Consider the following 16556-nt stretch of genomic DNA (forward strand, 5'->3'; position numbering starts at 1 on the left):
ATTCTCCGGTGACGGTGCCCTTTTGACGCCGCTGCCCCACCCTCCGGTATGGAACTCAACGGCGTGGCGGACCTGCCCGAGATCCGCCCCGGCGACGACATCGCCGCCCTCGTCGCGGATCGGGCCGCCCTCGAGCCGGGCGACGTGCTCACCGTCGCGAGCACGATCGTCTCGAAGGCCGAGGGTCGGACGGCGGACCTCGAGGACTACCCCGTCAGCGGCCGAGCGCAGGAGATCGCCGACCGGATCGAAGAAGTCGCGGACGAGGAGAAGGACCCACGATTCGCGCAGGCGATTCTCGAGGAGAGTGCAGAGCTGTTGATCGACGCCCCGTTCCTGCTGGCAGAGACACGCTTCGGCCACATCTGTCCGAACGCGGGGATCGACCGCTCGAACGTACCGGGCCACGACCTGCTGCTCCTGCCGAAGCGACCCGACGAGAGCGCCGAGCGGATCCGATCGGGCCTCGCCGAGCGCGGTATCGAGGACGTGGCCGTAATCGTCACGGACACCTGCGGGCGGCCGTTCCGCCACGGGCAGACCGGGGTAGCGATCGGCTGGGCAGGGATGCCCGCGAGCCGGGACTGGCGCGGCGAACTGGATCGGGACGGCCACGAACTCGGCGTCACCGTCCAGTCCGTGGTCGACGAACTCGCCGCCGCGGCGAACCTCGTGACGGGCGAGGGGGCCGGGGGCACGCCCGCGGTCGTCGTCCGCGACTGGGAGTTCGGGAACCACGAGGGCAGTAACGAACTCTTTCGGTCCGTCGAGGACGACCTCGTGCGACAGGCGCTGCGGGAGTGGAGGTTCGACGAGCAATGAGCGACGAAGCGTCCTCGAGCGAGCAGACACCGCTCGAGAACGACGTGCCGACCCGGGCCATCGAACTCACTCCCGAACACCCGCCCGATCGGATCGCCGACCTCGCGGCGCTGGCCGAGGACGAAGGGTTCGACGTCGCGTTCACGAGCAGCCACTACTTCAACCGCGACCCGTTCGTCGTGCTGTCGCGGATGGCCGACGCGACCGACGACCTGCGGCTGGGGCCGGGCGTCGTCAATCCGTACGAGACGCATCCCGTGAAACTGGCCGCGCAGACGGCGACGATCGACGAGGTGAGCGACGGTCGCGCGGTCTTCGGCGTCGGCGCGGGCGACCGCTCCTCGCTGTCGAACCTGGGGATCGAGCGCGACCGACCGCTGCGGCGCGTCCTCGAGACGTTCGACTTCGCCCGCGATCTCTGGGCCGGGGAGACGGTCACCCACGAGGGTACCTTCGCCGCGCGGGACGCCTCGCTCAACCTCGAGCCCCCGTCGGAGCGGATCCCGGTCTACGTCGGCGCGCAGGGCCCGCACATGCTCCGGATGAGCGCGAAACACGCCGACGGCGTGCTGATAAACGCCGCCCACCCGCGGGACCTCGAGTGGGCGGCGGGGCAACTCGAGCAGGGGCTGGCAGAACGGCCCGATGAGCAGGGGCCGTTCGAGTCGCTGGCGTTCGCGAGCGTCAGCGTCGCGGGCGACGAGACGGAAGCGCGCGAGGCGGCCCGGCCGCCGGTCGCGTTCATCGTCGGTGGGGCCGCGGAACCGGTCCTCGAGCGCCACGATATCGACCGCGGGGCGGCGACCGCGGTGAGCGACGCGTTAGAGCAAGGGAATCTTACCGAAGCCTTCGGTCACGTTACGCCGGCGATGATCGACGCGTTCTGCATCGCGGGGACGACGGAAACCGTCGCGGAGCGGTTCGAAGCGGCACTCTCCCACGTCGACGGAATCGTCGTCGGCTCGCCGCTGGGACCGGACCTCGAGGACGCGGTCGAACGGGCGAGCGAGGCGCTCGAGCGTGCGATCGAGGAGTAAACGGACGAGAAAAAGCGCGTCAGTTCGACGTAAAGAGGCTGCCGACAGCACCTAGGGTGAGAACGCCGAAGACGGCCATCGAGAAGGCGACGAGAAGCGCACCCATGAGAACGAGCAGCGGTGCGAGCCCCGCACCCGTCGCCACGTCGCCGAAGAGGCTGGTCATTTCGGTGAGATTCTCCACGATAATGTTCAGCGGTGTCACGGTGTTCATAATCGGGGGTTGTAACCGGTCCTACTTGGCCGTGCCGGTCCCGCGGCGGAGCGATTAAGCCGCCGCCGTGCGTATCCTCATCCGTGACCGACGACGCGACGCTCTCGGACTTCGTGTCGGCCGACGGTGAGGAGACGAGCGAGACAGACGACGCCGACGCCCCCCTCGAGTCGACGACGCCCGCCGATTCCGGCTTCTCGACGTACGCGTGGGGTGCGTACACGTGCGGCCGGTGCGAGGAGACGACGACCCGCGTCTGGCGGAACGACGGCGACCTCGTCTGCCCGAACTGCAAGACGTGGTAAACCGTGACTGACAGGGGTAATACCGGGATTCTCGGACCATCCCGGCGAGTGCGCTCCCGAAGCTTTATATTTTCGTCGTGGCTTTATTGACCTGCAATGGCGAAAGGTACGGTCGCATTCTTCAACGACACTGGCGGCTACGGATTCATCGAGACCGACGACGCGGACGAGGACGTGTTCTTCCACATGGAGGACATCGGCGGCCCTGACTTAGAGGAGGGTCAGGAACTGGAGTTCGAAATCGTCGAGGCCGAGAAGGGGCCACGCGCGACCAACGTCGAGCGGCTCTAGGCAGGCGATTCCGCAGGAGGCATCGTTTTCCGATCGTTACGCGGGGAGCGACGGCTCTCGAGCGCGCGGGGCCCGACTCCGCGGCCGATTCACTCTCGAACAGTCTCGACAGGCGCGACAAAGCGTATTTCTCGCGTAACTGGTAGTTCATGTGACACAAAACATATGTTCCGCAGCGACGGATATCTTCGTACCGACTGGGTCGTCCGAGTCCCCCGCAGATACCTTTGAGAGTATGACCAACGCCAATCCGACAGCGGAGACAGGTACCGATCCGACGACCGACGGTGACGCCCTCCCGATAGCTACGGTCGAGCGGCTCTGTGCCGACATCGAATCGAACGTCTCGCGCGTGATCGTCGGCCACGAGGACGTGATCGAACACGTCGTCACCGCCGTCCTCGCCCGGGGACACGTCCTCCTGGACGACGTTCCCGGCGTCGGCAAGACGATGCTCGCCCGATCGATCGCCAAGTCCGTCGACTGCACGTTCAGCCGCGTCCAGTTCACGCCCGATCTGCTCCCGACCGACGTCACCGGCGTCAACGTCTTCAACCAGAAGACCCGCGAGTTCGAATTCCAGTCTGGCCCCGTCTTCGGCAACATCGTGCTGGGCGACGAGATCAACCGCGCACCGCCGAAAACGCAGGCCGCGCTGCTCGAGGCCATGGAGGAGGGACAGGTCACCGTCGACGGAACGACGCGCGAGCTCCCCGCGCCGTTTACCGTCATCGCGACCCAGAACGCCGTCGAGCCGAACCGAACCTACGACCTGCCCTTCGCCGAGATCGACCGGTTCATGAAGAAACTCCACCTGGGCTATCCCGACCCCGACGAGGAGGCCGAACTGCTCGGCCGGACGGTCGGCGATCACCCCATCGAATCGCTCGAGTCGGTGACCGATCGCGAAACGCTCGTCGCCGCCCGCGAGACCGTCTCGACGGTGCAGGTCGCCGAGCCGGTCCGGAAGTACGCAACGCGGCTGGCGGCTTACACCCGAGAGAACGCTCACATCGGCGTCAGCCCCCGCGGGACGATATCGCTGCTCCGGGCCGCGCAGGCCCGCGCCGTCACCGACGGCCGCGAGTACGTGATCCCGGACGACATTCAGATCGAGGCGCCCGTCGTCATGGGCCACCGGATCAAGACGACCGGGCGGGATCGGGACGGTGCGGCGGTCGTCGAGGACGCCCTCGAGCGCGTGTCCGTCGAATGAACGCGCGATTCACGCTTCGGGGCTGGACCGCCGTCGGCGTGATCGCTCTCGCCGTCGCGATGAGCTGGTGGGCCGGCCCACGGGCGCTCAACGCCGTCGTCGTCCCGCTGGCCGTCGTTTTGCTCGCCGGCGTTCTCGCGATCGTCCGGGCCGACCGACCGCGGGTCGACCGTCACCCCGTCAGCGAGGGGTTCATCGGCGAACGGCGGCAGGTCGAAACCGCGATCGAAACCGACGGAACCGTCGCCGCGACCGTCCGCGATACGGTCGGCGACGGGCTCTCGCCGGTCGAGGAGCCGATCGCCGAGACCACCCTCGAGGACGAGGAGACGTTCGTATACGACGTGCGACTCCAGGATCGGGGCGACCGCCGGATCGGACCGCTGTCGGTCGCGGTCAGCGACGTGCTCGGGCTCGTCGAACGCCGGTTCGAGTACGAAGCGACGACGTCCGTCCTCGTGTATCCACGCGTTCGGGACCTGAGCGAGGGTCCGACGGCCGACCTCCAGACGCTCGCCAGCGTCGCGGATCGGCGCGACGCCGAGGAGTTCGACCACCTCCGGGAGTACCGCCGCGGCGACGCCCTGCGCGACGTCCACTGGAAGAGCGCCGCCAAGCGCCCCGACGACGAACTGGCCGTCGTGGAGTACGCCGACGAGGCGGACGCGGGGGCCGTCACGGTCGCCGCCGAGTGCGTTACCGACCGCGACGACGAGATGGCGTCGGCCGCCGCCAGCGTCGCGACCACGCTACTCGAGCTGGGCGCGACGGTCGGCGTCACCGTCCCCGACGGGACGCACCCGCCCGGATCGGGACGTTCCCACCACCGCGACCTGCTGGGGCTGCTCGCTGTCGCCGAGCCCGGCGAGCTTCCGGAGCGAACCCGTCAGGACGCGGACGTGCTGGTCCGAACCGACGCGGACGGGACGACGATCACGGTCGACGGCCGCGAGATTCCCTTCGAGCGGCTCCACGGCGGGTATGACAGCGAACTCGAGGCGCATCGAAATCGATCCGGTCGAGACGGGCGACCCGGCCGCGACGCCGAGAGCGAGACGGAGGTGCACGCGTGAGCACGGATTCGTCGACGCACGCCGGCGACCGGGCGATATCGGTCGGCGAGGGCGGCCCCCTCGAGAGCGACGCGCTCCGCCGCCTGGCTCTCGCCTGCGTGCTCGCCCTGACGGCTTCGTACGTGAGCGTCCTCTATGGCGTAACGCGGGTCGTCGGCGGGAGCACAGCGCTGCTCGCGATCGTCGCCGGGATGCTCATCGGCGCGACGGTGGTCGCGCGAGCGGTTCGCCCGCGGACTGCCGTCGCCATCGCGCTGGTGGCCGCCTGGTTCGGCTTCGCCCACTACCTCACGTCGGCCGGCGTCGAACTCGGCGTCGTCTTCACGTCGACCGACGCCATCGTCTCCGACATCATCGCGCTCGCGACCGGCCTGCCGTTGCTCCGGATGGTCCAGGCCGGGATCTGGACGCTCGGGTTCGCGCCCGCCCCCGTCTTCCTCTCGTGGTACCTCGCTCTCCGAGGCTACTACGGCTCGAGCGCGCTCCTTGGCGGCGGAGCGCTCGGCTTTCTCGTCCTGACCGGCGACGCCGGCACGTTCGCCACGTTAGCCGGCACCCTCGCCGGCATCGGGGCCGTCGCCGTCGGCGAACTCGAGAAACGGGACGGCTCGATCGCACAGGCCGACCTGCTGGCCGCCCTCTTCGCGCTGGCTATCGTCCTCTCGCTGACGGTCACGGTCGTCCCCGGCGACCCGGCCGGGCCAACCCAGCTCGTCCAGGGGAAAGATGGCACGCTCGAGGCGACGCTCGACACCGCACCCGAGCGGTCGGGAATCTCCGGACAGGTCGACCTCTCGCCGGAGGTTCGCTTTACCGTTGAGTCCGAGGAGCCGTCGTACTGGCGGACCGGCGTCTACGACCGGTTCACCGGCGACGAATGGGTTCGGACCGGCCAGAGCAGCCGGTACGACGGCAGCGGGATTGCCTCGCCGCCCGGAAACTACGAGACCGTCGAGTACACCGTCACCGCCGAGACGAAACTGGGCATCATGCCCGTCGCACCGCAGCCGGTGTCGCTCGGTGACAACGCTGCCAAGCGCGCGCTACTCTCCACGCACGGCCAGCCGCGGCCGAACGCGCCGCTCGAGAAGGGCGACAGCTACGGTGCGGAGAGCGCGATCGTCGACCCCGAGCCGGCCGAACTGCGGGCCGCCGGAACCGACTACCCCGACGAGATCACCGATCACTACCTGCAGACGCCGGCGGGGACCTCGAACGAGTTCCGCCAGCGCACCGCCGAGATCACGGCCGGCGCGGAGACGCCGTACGACGCCGCGGTCGCGATCGAATCCCACCTCGAGTCGACGAAGACGTACTCGCTGGACGTCTCCCAGCCCCCCGATAACGTCGCCGAGGGGTTCTTGTTCGAGATGGACGCGGGCTACTGCGTCTACTTCGCGACGACGATGACACAGATGCTCCGCGAAGAGGGGATTCCGGCCCGCTACGTCACCGGCTACACGAGCGGCCAGCAGATCGACGACGACGAGTACCTCGTCCGGGGGCTCGACGCCCACTCCTGGGTCGAAGTCTACTTCCCCGACCACGGCTGGGTCCGGTTCGATCCGACGCCCGGGGAGTCCAGAAGCGAGGTCCACACCGAGCGACTGCAGCAGGCTCGCACGAACGGCAACGAGGCGGCCGACATCGAGGAAAGCGAAGACGTGCCGATCCGCGACGACCCCGACGAGACGCCGAACGAGACCCCCGGCACGGATCCCGGGACGCCGAACGAGTCCCCGTCCGACCCCGGAACGCCGAACGAGACCCCCGGCACGGATCCCGGGACGCCGAACGAGTCCCCGTCCGACTCCGGAACGCCGAACGAGAGCGACGGCGACGACCGGGAGTCGTGGCTCACTCGGATCGCCACGGTCACGCGCGAGACGGCCGCGCTCGGGCTCGTCGTCCTCGTCGGCCTCGCCGCGGGTGCGCGCCGAACCGGCGCGACGGGACGCGCTCGTCGCGAACTCGGCATCTACTGGCACGGCTCCCGCGGCGATCCCGATCGGGACGCCGAGCGCGCGTTCCACCGACTCGAGCGACTCCTGGCCCGTCAGTACCGACCGCGACGTCGCTCGGAGTCGGCTCGCGCGTACCTGACGGCGCTCTCGGAAGCGGCCGACGGGGACGACGACCCGCTCGATCCACGAACCGAGCAGGTGCTCGAATGCTACGAACGGGCGGTTTACGGCGGCGGCGTGGACCGAGCGGACGCGGATACTGCGATCTCGATCGTCGACGAGCTCGCTCGCGACCGACTGCCGGTCGTCCGCCGTCTTCACTGAGCCGGCGATCGATCGGTCGACGAACGTCGGGAACGGGCGCTCGGCGTCGATCACCTACTTCTATCCACCGCCGATCGGCCTGCACACTCAAAAAGAACCACGCGAGGGCATGCGGGTCCCGATAGTGTTTAATATGCCCGTTTCATAGCTACGAACGTAATGTCGGAAGTCTGCTCGACGTGCGGGCTGCCCCAGGAACTCTGCGTCTGCGAGGACGTGGCCAAGGGCCAACAGCAACTCAACATCCGCATTGACGAGCGCAGATACGGTAAAGAGGTAACGATCGTCGAAGGATTCGATCCGAAGGACGTCGATCTCGACAGTCTCTCGTCGGATCTCAAGTCCAAGTTCGCCTGTGGTGGCACCGTCGAGGACGACCACATCGAACTCCAGGGTAACCACACCGGCCGCATCGAGGAGTTCCTTCGGGACCGCGGCTTCAACGTCGCATAATGCCCGCGATGCTCTGAGACGACTTCCGAACCCACGACCGCGCCGTGTGATCACCATCTTTTCGATGCCGATACCGTCCAGTCGCGTCGCCGCCGCTCGAGTTCAGAACGGAGACTCGCGCTCGGCCGATTCGCCGCTCGCCGACTCGTCGCCGTCTTCGCGAACCAGCCCGAACTTCATGCCGTACTTCTCGAGGCCGCCGTCCATACTTTCGACGCGGGCGTCGGCGGTCCCCTCGTAGGAGCCGATGAGCTGGGCCGCCTGGACGCTCGCCTTGCCGTGGGGGCAGACGGTGACGATGCGGTCGGCGTCCTCGAGTTCGTCGATCCGGTTCGTCAGTTCGTGGAAGGGGATGTTCTCGCTGCCGGGGATGTGGCTGTGCGCGAAGTTGCGCTCGTCGCGGATGTCGACGATGCGCACGTCGGCATCGTCCTCGAGGAGTTCCTTGACCTCGTCGGTGGAGATTTCGCCGTCCATTACCGGCGCGTTAGGCCGCGCACCGAATAAGGGTACGGGTCCGGGAGCGGCCGCCGTGGGTCAGAGAGAGGGGCGCTCCCACCGGGACGGGCTACAGGAGGCCGTCTTCTTTCGCCAGCAACAGCCCCGACAGCGTCGCGTCGTTCGTCGGCCCCTCGCGGACCCGCTCGAGCGCGTCGTCGACCGGCACCGTCGTTACGTCCAGAAATTCGTTGTTGTCGAGTTCGCGTTCCCCCAGTTCGAGTCCCTCGGCGTAGACGATGGCGCGGTCGTGGCGCAAGACGCCGGTCGCGACGGCGTACTCCTGGAGAAGCGCCGTGCTCGTCGGCCGAAAGCCGGTCTCCTCCTCGAGTTCGCGCGCCGCGGCCTGCGTGTACGATTCGCCGTCCTCGACGATCCCCGCGGGGAGCTCGAGGTGGGTCTCGCGGATCGTCGGTCGGTACTGTTCGACGAATAGGAGGCGGTCACCGTCCGCGGATTCGTCACCGCCGTCGGCCGCCGCGAGGACGTCGGCATCGATTCGCGCGACCACGACGACCGCGGGCGGCAGTTCGGCCCAGTAGTATCGCTTCTCGCTCCCGTCGGGCTGCTCGAGCAGGTCGTAGCCGCCGTCGTACCAGCCGGTCTCGTACTCGGTGCGCTCCTCGAGGAGGTTCCACTCGTCGGGAACAGTCATAGCGTATCGTGGGTCCGCGAGCGGATAATAGGTGGCGTTTCGACCGGCGTCGACGCGGAGCGCGGTGCCCGTGGGGCTGACGGACGGTACCGCGATATCGTGACTCGCTGGACACTCGAGAAGAGCCGACCCGTCGACGCCTCGGTCGAGCCCCCTACGACCGGTCGACAAGCGGCCGGTACAGCCGTCCGAACGCCTGCCGCCGGAGCGTCGCGATCGCCGCGTCCTCCTCGTTCTGGAACGTCGCCGCGACGGCCTCGCCCTCGGGACCCGCGTGCCAGACGACCCGATCGACGTTCTCGCTGCCGACCGTCGTCACCTCGCCGTCGTAGGACTCCCGCCACTCCTCGAACTCGTCGCGGCTCCCGACGCGGACCTCGAGCAGGCCCGCGAAAAGTGCGTCTCGAGCGGTTTCGACGACCTCGCCGGTGACGCGCTCGTCGTACTCCTCGCGGTCGAACGCCATCGCCTTCGCGACCTCGCGGACGACCGTCTGTGCCGCGGGCCCGACCTCCTCGTACCGCTCGCGCGCCGCTTCGGCCGACGACGGCGAGAGCGTCCCAACCGTGTGCATACCCGTACGGTGGACCGACGGGCAGTTACGCGTTTTCGTTCGTCTCGGCGTCGCCGTCCGAGTTCCCACCCTCGTCCGCGTCATCCTCGGTCGCGCCCTGCATCTCTCGGGTCAACTCGGCCGCCTCCCGCAGGACGTCCTCGGTTTCGGCGGTCATCGAGCCGCGCCCCGGCTGTCGACTCTGTCGGGCGATCCCGCCCTCGAGCGAATCCGGACGGCCGGGACCGTGGCCGTGCTGGTGACCGGCCGTATCGAAATCCGGTGTATCGATCTCTTCGGCGTGTGGACTGACGATCTCGCCGAGTTCTTCGGGACTGCAGTCGCTCCAGTCGGGTGCGTGTTCCTCGAGCCACGCGCGGTGCTCTTCGCGACCGAGCGAAGCAGTGATCGCGAGGTGGTTCGCGAGGTGTTCCGCGTCTGCTTCCTCGGCGTCACAGACCGGACAGGCGTATCCCATAGGTGTGCCTACGGGTCCAGCCGGTAAAACGTCCCGCCAGCGTCTACCCGAGTTTCCGAATCATCACGATCGCGTCCTCGTCGTTCCCGTAGTAGCCGGACACCCGGCGGAGCGGCTCGAACCCGAACTCGCGGTAGAGCCGTTTCGCCCCGTCGTTCGATCGTCGGACCTCGAGTTTGACGGTCTCGGCCCCACGGGCGGCGAGAACACCGAGCGAGCGCGAGAGGAGCGCGGAACCGACACCCGCACCGCGGTGGTCCGCGTGGACGGCGATGTCCTTGACGTGACCGAGCGTGCGGCCGATCTGTTGGGTGACGTCGGCGACGACGTAGCCCGCGATCTCGCCGTCCGTCTGGGCGACGAGAAACCCCGGTTCGCCGAGAAATCGTTCGAACGCGTCGTACGGCCAGGGCTGGGAGAAGGAGTCGTTCTCGATGCGAACGACCGCGAGGAGATCCGCACGCTCTGCGGGTCTGATCGACACCTCGTCGCCGTCCTCGTGAGCGCGCGTCGTCACACGAGAGAGTAACGCACCGAACGATAAAAGCCGTACCGTCCCGGCACCGCTCGCCTTCGGACCGCAGCGCTCTCTCAGTCGGTGCGGGGGGTCGTATGCGGGCGTCTACTCGTCCTCGTCGTTTTCGTCGTCTTCGTCGAGGTCGGTCGTCGGCTCCTCGTCCTGGGTCCCGCCGTACTGCGTCTGGTCGTCTTCGTCGTCCTCGGTATCGTGGTCGTCGGACACGGTGATCACTCGGCCGGAATCGCGTCCATCCCGAACTGTTCGGTCAGCTCCTTCAGTTCGTCGAGAGCGTCCTGTTCTTCCCGGAGGTTCTGCTCGAGGAGGTCGGCAGCCTCGTCCATCCCGAGCTGGTCGGCGAGCGGAATCAGGTTTCCGTAGGCGGCGATCTCGTAGTGTTCGGTCTTCTCGGCGGCCGCCATGTTGTGATAGTCCATCACCTCCTGGGACGGATCCATCGACGTGAACTCCTCGTACTCCTCGAGGATCCCCTCGATTCCCTCACACTCTTCTTTCTCCGGCGGCTCGCCGAACTCGTCGAAGACCCGCTCGAGCCGTTCGATCTGTTCCTGGGTCTCCTCGCGGTGCTCCGCGAACGCCCCCGCAATCTCCTCGCGATCGGTGTTGTGCTCGAGTTCCTCGAGCGCGTCGAGGAGCTGGTGCTCGGCGTGGTAGATGTCCTCGAGGCCGTGTTCGAACAGATCCTGAATTGTGTCCATGCTCATGGTGTGACCGCTCGGTCGTTCAGCTGCCGAGCGAAAAAGCCACGAGCCTGCGACGGCAGGGTTCAGTACGGTCGTCGAGCCGCTACTCAGACGTCTTCTCCACTCGATTGGCGTGTTTCTCGAGGTCCGCCGCCAGCTCACGAGCCTGCGACGGCGTCAGTTCGAGTTCCTGCATGTGCTTCGGCAGGAACTCCTCCGAGAGGTTGTCCAGTTCGAGTTGGAGGCGAACGCTGTCGGGGTCCTCACGGTCCGCGGTCGCGTTCACGACGGCGACCGACTCCCACTCGAACGTCTCGCCGACCGCTTTTCCCTCGACGTAATCCAGCGTCGTGTACGCGTTGACCGTCATCAGTCGATCGGACATGCTACCTCGAGTCTCATGGCGCGATCACTTATACTGCGGCTCTCCCGGACGACGCGACTCGAGGTCAGCCGCTTTTCCCGTGCGGACACGGAACACACAGTCCGTTACGAGCGCACTTTGTAGCGGCAACTGTTGCTGGATTCGGGCCGCAGTTGCTCGACCGTGGTGTCGGGTACGGCGAAATCGGAACCCATCGATCAACTCTGTTCGACGCGACACCGGCTGTGACGAATCGAACCGCCGATACAGACCACCGACGGGCCTGAAGAAGGGCATCCAGGACAGCACGACCGATCGGTCGCTCGCTCGAATAGTCGCCGGTAGCTCCGCCTCGAGCAGCCTACGGCCCATTCGACGGCTTCCTCATCGGCGAATAGAGACGGAGAGAGTGACTGTACGAGCAGTTAGTCGCTCAATTCGACGGGTCCACGACGCTCGAACGGAGATTTCTGTCAGAGATAGCGGCAGAATCAACCCGAATGACTGAACAGAGGTATCGCTTGCGGCCGAAGCGGTACTTATGACGACAGGGTTCGAACGGGTGTCCATGACAGATGCAGCCGAATGTACGCCGGAGCCGGTCGAGCAGGAAGCGGAGGAGCGCGACGACGCTCACCTCGACGATATCGAAGAAGGAGCCGGCTGTACGGAGATCTGGGAGCACCTCGCCGAAAAGCGCGAGGAGTAACACGTATATTCCATCTTGGCAACGATCTTTTTACGGAACGCCGTCTACTGGTATTCATGACCGATAACCGGCCCGGCGACCGTTCGAACCGCCGCGGCGAGAACGGTCGATCGATCCCGACGGACCGCGAATCGCCCGTCGGCGCACCCGTGATCCGGGGCGACGAATCGGTCGCCGGTACTCGCGCCCGCGAGGCCGTCCAGTTCGATCCCGACGACCCTGAGAGTCTCGCAGATGCCGCCGAAACCGTCCGGCAGTTCGCCGGCGGCGAAAGCGGCGACGACCACCTCTACATGCTCCGCGGCGCGGCCGCCTGTGCCGCCCTCGTCCGCGGGGAAGGGTCCTACAAAGCCGCCGCCGAACGCGCCGGCGGTGACGCCACCGTCTCGTTCATCCGAAAATGGGCTCGCGTTCACGACCTCCCCCGATCAGTCCGCAAACAGGTTGCACTCGGCCAGATCGCCCCAACTGCCGCCAAACACATCGCCCGCGTCGCCGGCGAATCTCGGCTCCTCCTCGCATGGGCCACCCTCGACGGCAACCTCACCGTCCGCGACGTCCGCAGCGTCGCCAGCGCCGTCAACGACGACGTCCCCCTCGATCAGGCCCTCGCAGACCACGGCATCACCCTCGGCCAACTCGAGGTCATCCTCTCGCCGAGTACCTACCGCGACCTGCGGCGGCGCGCGTCCATCGACGGCGTCGACCCCGGCCAAATCGTCACCGACGCTCTCGAACAGTACCTCGAGTGAGCCACCCGGCAGCGGAGAAAGAAACGTTTAACCGCTACTCACCGAAAAGGGAAACTACGGGGCCGGTAGCTCAGTCTGGCAGAGCGTCTGGCTTTTAACCAGACGGTCGCGTGTTCAAATCGCGCCCGGCCCGCTTTCCTGTCGCGAACAACTCCGTGAGCGACAGGTAACGGAACCGGCGGGGTCTGAATGCAGGGAGAGTGCAGTCTCACGAGCGAAGCGAATGAGGAAGCGATCGACCGTGTGTTCAATTCGCGCTCGGCCTGCCACCCTGCTGCGAGCGTATTCTTGGAGAGCCACAGCTACGGGATGAAACGCAGGAAAACAAGTCCTACGAGCGTATACGAAAGCAATCGAACGTGTGCCCCCAGTCGCTTCTTTGAACGAAATCTCGTCGTGACAGCACAACTCCGAAATGAAGCGTTCACACAGAGCACGACGGGGAGCTGACCCGAAAGCCAATCCGCTACAGTTCGAGAGAGCAACGGCTTAGAAACGAATTGTCGTGAAGGAAAGCCAAGGGCCGGCTTCTAGGCAGAACCTTACAAGCCATTAGCCCGTCTGCCACAGTATGGCAGGGGCCGACCCGCGCGCAGAAGTTGACGATCTCCGGGATCAGTTACGGGGGCGGGGTGCCGACCAGCGCTACGTGCAATACGACGCGGACCGAGACCACCTCCTGAAGATGTCGGACAACATCCGGCTGGTCCCGTCGAAGATCGGGGAACACCGGCACCTGAAACTGTTGCGGCACACGAGCCGGATGGCAGCGCTCGCCCCACCGCCGACGATCGAGGACTTCAGGGATAACGGCGAGGCTGCTGCAGCCGACATCGCAGACGCGGATGACGTCGAGGCAGTCCTCGAGGAGCACGGGCTGCTGGGTGCCGCGCTCGACTACCGGGCCGCCGCCGAAGCGATCGTCCGCTGGATTAACGACGAGTACGCCAACGAACATACGAACCAGGACTACCGGACCGCCCTGCGGTCGTTCGGCCGGTACCGGTTGAAACAGGATGAGCCCCCGGCCGTCTTGAGCTGGATCCCGACGGGGACCAGCAACGACTTCAATCCGGTGCCCTCTGAACGCGATCTCCTCCTGTGGGAGGATGACGTGGTGCCGATGATCGATGCCGCGCACAACTCGCGAGACAAGGCATTGTTCGCGGTCCAGTTCGAGGCCGGGCTCCGAAGCGGGGAACTCTTCGACCTGCGCGTCGACGACGTGTTCGACGCCAAACATACCGTCGGCGTGCACGTCGACGGGAAACGCGGGGAGCGGCCGGTCCATCTCATCATGGCGGTGCCCTACCTGCAGAAGTGGCTCGACGACCACCCGGGCGACGGGAGTGACTACCTGTGGACAAAGCTCAGCATCCCCGATCGGCCGTCATACAACACGTGGCGGGACTACTTCCGGGACGCCGCCGACCGCGCCGGGGTCACAAAGGACGTGACCCCGACGAACTTCCGTAAAGCGAACACCCGCTGGCTGGTGATGCTCGGCTATGCCCAGCCACGGATCGAGGACCGGCAGGGCCGGAAACGCGGCAGTGAGCATACCGCCCGGTATATGGCCCGGTTCGGTGAGGAGAGCAACGAACGCGTGTACGCGCGCCTCCACGGTATCGAGGTCGAACCGGAAGAGGACACGGAGATCGGACCGGTCGAATGCCCGCGATGCCACCGGGACACTCCGCAGCACGAGGAGTTCTGTGTGTGGTGTCACTTCGCCTTGACGCCCGACGCCACCGACCAAATAGAGGCACAGGACGATCGGATCTTTGCATCCGCCGCTCAGGCACCGCGCACCGGTGACATGACTGATGACGAGGAGGTGACGACCGAAGACGTGATGGAAGCCCGCCAGTTGATACGGGAACATCCGGCCCTCCGCCGGCTTCTTCTTCCTGATCGGTAACTTCGTAAATAGGAGTACTCCGATGAGGGAAACGGGAACGCGTCAGGATTGATCCCGGGTTCGTCAATCTCGCCGTTCACAAGATAGCGGAATGTTTCAACCGTATTCTGACCGCTCCCCGTCGCCGCGACAAACCGGTGGCGACCCCGTTCGGCAGTGAGGTACTCCTGCTTCAGCAGCGGTCTAGGCTCTATTGAAATTATCTCCTTTATATACCTAACCTAGTGAAAATACTGTCCCACTGACCTAGTTCAGTCTCCCTCATACAAATGAAAACATCCTATCTTGCTGAAAACACCTTCTGTATCATGCACGCACCTCCTGCCAACTGCTGGGGAGATTGAACAAGCCGTGCAAGATACATGGCGCAAATTCAGCAGAGCCGGCTGATGCGAGTGATCGGTCGGCTACTTACTCGATGAACCCCCGTCAGTCGGGAGCCGTCGGGCTATCGACATTCACTACGAGCGGGCCCGAACCAACAAAGTTGATGATACTTACCTGCTCTGTATCGGCGGGATTGATATCACGGTGGACGATTCCAGGCGGAATCTGCGCAAATAGAGGAGCGGTTCCTTCGAGTCGCTGGTCGCCGTCGGGACCGTGCTCGAGAACTACGCTCCCTTCGACCAAATAGATGTAGACGTGGCGGTCTCCATGGTGGTGCCAGTCGGTTGCTGTGTTTCCGGCGACGCGCGATTGCACCATCACGTTATTCTCGGTCTCGAAGGCCATTCTTCTGTCAACACCCGGCGTCTCGGCAGCCGATTGGAGATCGGCAGGCGTGACGAACTCGGGGCTCGCCGATCCCCCATCAGGGACAAGGCCCCCATCTCTGATCACTGGCGAATTATCGACCATATGTGCCACACGTTAACAAATCGAGTGGCGGCCTGAAAAATCTACCTCCCGGGTAGCTACTGACGCGACATACGGCAGCGGGTTTCCACCGTGTACACTGCTGATGGCCTGTCCTGATGAATATACGCCCTATATATTCCACATCGTTTCTAGCAGAATCCCTATATTTAGTGGAGTCGATACAAGATACAAGGCGCGAATGTGGCACGATATTCGGCACGGTTTGCGAAGGTGGTGATCGCTCAGTACAGAGTAAAGATGGAGCGCGGGTATCTCGTGGAAAGTTACTTTCCCCGGTACGATTACTCATACGTATGAGCGAAGGTCCACTTGACGACCTTGACCGGCGTATCGTCCATAGTCTTCAACAAAACGCTCGGAAAACATCGGCAAGCGAGATTGCAGAACAAGCAGGTGTCTCGGCCAGCACAGTCCGTAATCGCATACAAAATTTGGAGGCAGCAGGCATCCTCACTGGCTACCGCCCTGAGGTAAACTATGAGGCAGCCAGCTATCAACTACAGACGCTCATCGTCTGCACTGCGCCGGTTCCCGAACGAGAAGTGCTCGCGAAGAAGGCCTTAGAGGTGCCAGGCGTCGTCGCCGTTAGGGAGATTATGACCGGAACCGAGAACGTCCACGTCGAAGCGATTGGATCGGACGGCGATGACCTCAGTCGAATCGGCCGCGATCTGGATGAGATCGGCCTCGAAGTCGTTGACGAGGACCTTATACGGAACGAATACGAGTGCGCATTCCATGGGTTCGACGTTAAGGACGTGTAGGCGTACTTATGACATGTTCAGTATCGAAAGCAGTTCGTACTCCTCCCTACCGGTCAGTCC

Annotated in this window: 21 protein-coding genes and 1 tRNA gene; 13 read left to right on the forward strand and 9 right to left on the reverse strand. The window is 65.3% G+C overall.

The window, feature by feature from the left end:
• Nucleotides 1-48: 48 nt before the first annotated feature.
• Nucleotides 49-822: a coenzyme F420-0:L-glutamate ligase gene (locus tag NDO75_RS17590; protein WP_310907917.1), complete on the forward strand. Its 774-nt coding sequence runs from the start codon at nucleotides 49-51 to the stop codon at nucleotides 820-822.
• Nucleotides 819-1859 (forward strand): 5,10-methylenetetrahydromethanopterin reductase, encoded by a 1041-nt coding sequence (locus NDO75_RS17595; protein ID WP_310907918.1) that lies wholly within the window; start codon nucleotides 819-821, stop codon nucleotides 1857-1859. Before NDO75_RS17590 ends, NDO75_RS17595 begins: the two co-directional genes overlap by 4 nt.
• 19 nt (nucleotides 1860-1878) lie before the next feature.
• Here NDO75_RS17595 and NDO75_RS17600 read toward each other — a convergent pair whose 3' ends face one another.
• Nucleotides 1879-2073: a hypothetical protein gene (locus NDO75_RS17600; protein WP_310907919.1), complete on the reverse strand. Its 195-nt coding sequence runs from the start codon at nucleotides 2071-2073 to the stop codon at nucleotides 1879-1881.
• Between the two features lie 83 nt (nucleotides 2074-2156).
• Between NDO75_RS17600 and NDO75_RS17605 the strand changes: the two genes are divergently transcribed.
• The 6 genes from NDO75_RS17605 (at nucleotide 2157) to yciH (ending at nucleotide 7699) form a co-directional block, all read left to right on the forward strand.
• Nucleotides 2157-2378 carry a hypothetical protein gene (locus NDO75_RS17605; protein ID WP_310907920.1) on the forward strand — a complete coding sequence of 74 codons (222 nt, stop codon included), beginning with the start codon at nucleotides 2157-2159 and terminating at the stop codon, nucleotides 2376-2378.
• Nucleotides 2379-2474: 96 nt separating this feature from the next.
• Nucleotides 2475-2669, forward strand: coding sequence for a cold-shock protein (locus tag NDO75_RS17610; RefSeq protein WP_049991716.1), 195 nt, complete (start codon nucleotides 2475-2477; stop codon nucleotides 2667-2669).
• Between the two features lie 235 nt (nucleotides 2670-2904).
• Complete coding sequence (locus NDO75_RS17615; protein ID WP_310907921.1) at nucleotides 2905-3885, forward strand: MoxR family ATPase; 981 nt, start codon at nucleotides 2905-2907, stop codon at nucleotides 3883-3885.
• On the forward strand, nucleotides 3882-4958 hold the full coding sequence (locus NDO75_RS17620) for a DUF58 domain-containing protein (protein WP_310907922.1): 1077 nt from the start codon (nucleotides 3882-3884) through the stop codon (nucleotides 4956-4958). The genes NDO75_RS17615 and NDO75_RS17620 overlap by 4 nt, the downstream gene beginning before the upstream one ends.
• Nucleotides 4955-7246, forward strand: a complete 2292-nt coding sequence (locus NDO75_RS17625) for a transglutaminaseTgpA domain-containing protein (RefSeq protein ID WP_310907923.1) — start codon at nucleotides 4955-4957, stop codon at nucleotides 7244-7246. The genes NDO75_RS17620 and NDO75_RS17625 overlap by 4 nt, the downstream gene beginning before the upstream one ends.
• A 159-nt stretch (nucleotides 7247-7405) precedes the next feature.
• Nucleotides 7406-7699 carry a stress response translation initiation inhibitor YciH gene (gene yciH / locus NDO75_RS17630; protein WP_310907924.1) on the forward strand — a complete coding sequence of 98 codons (294 nt, stop codon included), beginning with the start codon at nucleotides 7406-7408 and terminating at the stop codon, nucleotides 7697-7699.
• Nucleotides 7700-7801: 102 nt separating this feature from the next.
• Here the strand turns inward: yciH and NDO75_RS17635 are convergent, their stop codons facing one another.
• The 7 genes from NDO75_RS17635 to NDO75_RS17665 form a co-directional block, all read right to left on the reverse strand.
• Nucleotides 7802-8176 (reverse strand): rhodanese-like domain-containing protein, encoded by a 375-nt coding sequence (locus NDO75_RS17635; RefSeq protein ID WP_310907925.1) that lies wholly within the window; start codon nucleotides 8174-8176, stop codon nucleotides 7802-7804.
• A 91-nt stretch (nucleotides 8177-8267) separates the two neighbouring features.
• Nucleotides 8268-8852 (reverse strand): NUDIX hydrolase, encoded by a 585-nt coding sequence (locus NDO75_RS17640; protein ID WP_310907926.1) that lies wholly within the window; start codon nucleotides 8850-8852, stop codon nucleotides 8268-8270.
• A gap of 154 nt (nucleotides 8853-9006) precedes the next feature.
• Complete coding sequence (locus tag NDO75_RS17645; protein WP_310907927.1) at nucleotides 9007-9426, reverse strand: DUF5809 family protein; 420 nt, start codon at nucleotides 9424-9426, stop codon at nucleotides 9007-9009.
• 25 nt (nucleotides 9427-9451) lie between these two features.
• Nucleotides 9452-9883: a DUF5810 domain-containing protein gene (locus NDO75_RS17650; RefSeq protein ID WP_310907928.1), complete on the reverse strand. Its 432-nt coding sequence runs from the start codon at nucleotides 9881-9883 to the stop codon at nucleotides 9452-9454.
• 43 nt (nucleotides 9884-9926) lie between these two features.
• Complete coding sequence (gene rimI, locus NDO75_RS17655; protein ID WP_310907929.1) at nucleotides 9927-10400, reverse strand: ribosomal protein S18-alanine N-acetyltransferase; 474 nt, start codon at nucleotides 10398-10400, stop codon at nucleotides 9927-9929.
• 230 nt (nucleotides 10401-10630) lie between these two features.
• Entirely contained in the window at nucleotides 10631-11125 is a 495-nt protein-coding gene (locus NDO75_RS17660; protein WP_310907930.1) for a ferritin-like domain-containing protein, read from the reverse strand.
• Nucleotides 11126-11207: 82 nt separating this feature from the next.
• Nucleotides 11208-11489 carry a DUF6360 family protein gene (locus NDO75_RS17665; protein WP_310907931.1) on the reverse strand — a complete coding sequence of 94 codons (282 nt, stop codon included), beginning with the start codon at nucleotides 11487-11489 and terminating at the stop codon, nucleotides 11208-11210.
• 547 nt (nucleotides 11490-12036) lie between these two features.
• Between NDO75_RS17665 and NDO75_RS17670 the strand changes: the two genes are divergently transcribed.
• The 4 genes from NDO75_RS17670 (at nucleotide 12037) to NDO75_RS17685 (ending at nucleotide 14850) form a co-directional block, all read left to right on the forward strand.
• Nucleotides 12037-12177, forward strand: a complete 141-nt coding sequence (locus NDO75_RS17670) for a hypothetical protein (protein WP_310907932.1) — start codon at nucleotides 12037-12039, stop codon at nucleotides 12175-12177.
• A 56-nt stretch (nucleotides 12178-12233) separates the two neighbouring features.
• Nucleotides 12234-12929 carry a hypothetical protein gene (locus tag NDO75_RS17675; protein WP_310907933.1) on the forward strand — a complete coding sequence of 232 codons (696 nt, stop codon included), beginning with the start codon at nucleotides 12234-12236 and terminating at the stop codon, nucleotides 12927-12929.
• Between the two features lie 59 nt (nucleotides 12930-12988).
• A tRNA-Lys gene (locus NDO75_RS17680) sits at nucleotides 12989-13062 on the forward strand.
• Between the two features lie 438 nt (nucleotides 13063-13500).
• Nucleotides 13501-14850 (forward strand): tyrosine-type recombinase/integrase, encoded by a 1350-nt coding sequence (locus NDO75_RS17685; RefSeq protein ID WP_310907934.1) that lies wholly within the window; start codon nucleotides 13501-13503, stop codon nucleotides 14848-14850.
• Nucleotides 14851-15279: 429 nt separating this feature from the next.
• Here the strand turns inward: NDO75_RS17685 and NDO75_RS17690 are convergent, their stop codons facing one another.
• Entirely contained in the window at nucleotides 15280-15711 is a 432-nt protein-coding gene (locus NDO75_RS17690) for a cupin (RefSeq protein ID WP_310907935.1), read from the reverse strand.
• A 314-nt stretch (nucleotides 15712-16025) separates the two neighbouring features.
• Between NDO75_RS17690 and NDO75_RS17695 the strand changes: the two genes are divergently transcribed.
• Nucleotides 16026-16496: an Lrp/AsnC family transcriptional regulator gene (locus tag NDO75_RS17695; RefSeq protein WP_310907936.1), complete on the forward strand. Its 471-nt coding sequence runs from the start codon at nucleotides 16026-16028 to the stop codon at nucleotides 16494-16496.
• Nucleotides 16497-16556 lie beyond the last annotated feature (60 nt).

Origin of the sequence: Natrinema sp. 1APR25-10V2 (assembly GCF_031626495.1) — an archaeon.
Lineage (GTDB): Archaea > Halobacteriota > Halobacteria > Halobacteriales > Natrialbaceae > Natrinema.

What these genes read in the sequence shown, in the direction of transcription:
- NDO75_RS17590 (WP_310907917.1), top strand. Translation starts at nt 49, where the DNA reads ATGGAACTCAACGGCGTGGCGGACCTGCCCGAGATCCGCCCCGGCGAC.
- NDO75_RS17675 (WP_310907933.1), top strand. Translation starts at nt 12,234, where the DNA reads ATGACCGATAACCGGCCCGGCGACCGTTCGAACCGCCGCGGCGAGAAC.
- NDO75_RS17620 (WP_310907922.1), top strand. Translation starts at nt 3,882, where the DNA reads ATGAACGCGCGATTCACGCTTCGGGGCTGGACCGCCGTCGGCGTGATC.
- NDO75_RS17615 (WP_310907921.1), top strand. Translation starts at nt 2,905, where the DNA reads ATGACCAACGCCAATCCGACAGCGGAGACAGGTACCGATCCGACGACC.
- NDO75_RS17660 (WP_310907930.1), bottom strand. Translation starts at nt 11,125, where the DNA reads ATGAGCATGGACACAATTCAGGATCTGTTCGAACACGGCCTCGAGGAC.
- NDO75_RS17600 (WP_310907919.1), bottom strand. Translation starts at nt 2,073, where the DNA reads ATGAACACCGTGACACCGCTGAACATTATCGTGGAGAATCTCACCGAA.
- NDO75_RS17635 (WP_310907925.1), bottom strand. Translation starts at nt 8,176, where the DNA reads ATGGACGGCGAAATCTCCACCGACGAGGTCAAGGAACTCCTCGAGGAC.
- NDO75_RS17695 (WP_310907936.1), top strand. Translation starts at nt 16,026, where the DNA reads ATGAGCGAAGGTCCACTTGACGACCTTGACCGGCGTATCGTCCATAGT.
- NDO75_RS17690 (WP_310907935.1), bottom strand. Translation starts at nt 15,711, where the DNA reads ATGGTCGATAATTCGCCAGTGATCAGAGATGGGGGCCTTGTCCCTGAT.
- NDO75_RS17640 (WP_310907926.1), bottom strand. Translation starts at nt 8,852, where the DNA reads ATGACTGTTCCCGACGAGTGGAACCTCCTCGAGGAGCGCACCGAGTAC.
- NDO75_RS17610 (WP_049991716.1), top strand. Translation starts at nt 2,475, where the DNA reads ATGGCGAAAGGTACGGTCGCATTCTTCAACGACACTGGCGGCTACGGA.
- NDO75_RS17645 (WP_310907927.1), bottom strand. Translation starts at nt 9,426, where the DNA reads ATGCACACGGTTGGGACGCTCTCGCCGTCGTCGGCCGAAGCGGCGCGC.
- yciH (WP_310907924.1), top strand. Translation starts at nt 7,406, where the DNA reads ATGTCGGAAGTCTGCTCGACGTGCGGGCTGCCCCAGGAACTCTGCGTC.
- NDO75_RS17665 (WP_310907931.1), bottom strand. Translation starts at nt 11,489, where the DNA reads ATGTCCGATCGACTGATGACGGTCAACGCGTACACGACGCTGGATTAC.
- NDO75_RS17685 (WP_310907934.1), top strand. Translation starts at nt 13,501, where the DNA reads ATGGCAGGGGCCGACCCGCGCGCAGAAGTTGACGATCTCCGGGATCAG.
- NDO75_RS17595 (WP_310907918.1), top strand. Translation starts at nt 819, where the DNA reads ATGAGCGACGAAGCGTCCTCGAGCGAGCAGACACCGCTCGAGAACGAC.
- NDO75_RS17650 (WP_310907928.1), bottom strand. Translation starts at nt 9,883, where the DNA reads ATGGGATACGCCTGTCCGGTCTGTGACGCCGAGGAAGCAGACGCGGAA.
- NDO75_RS17670 (WP_310907932.1), top strand. Translation starts at nt 12,037, where the DNA reads ATGACAGATGCAGCCGAATGTACGCCGGAGCCGGTCGAGCAGGAAGCG.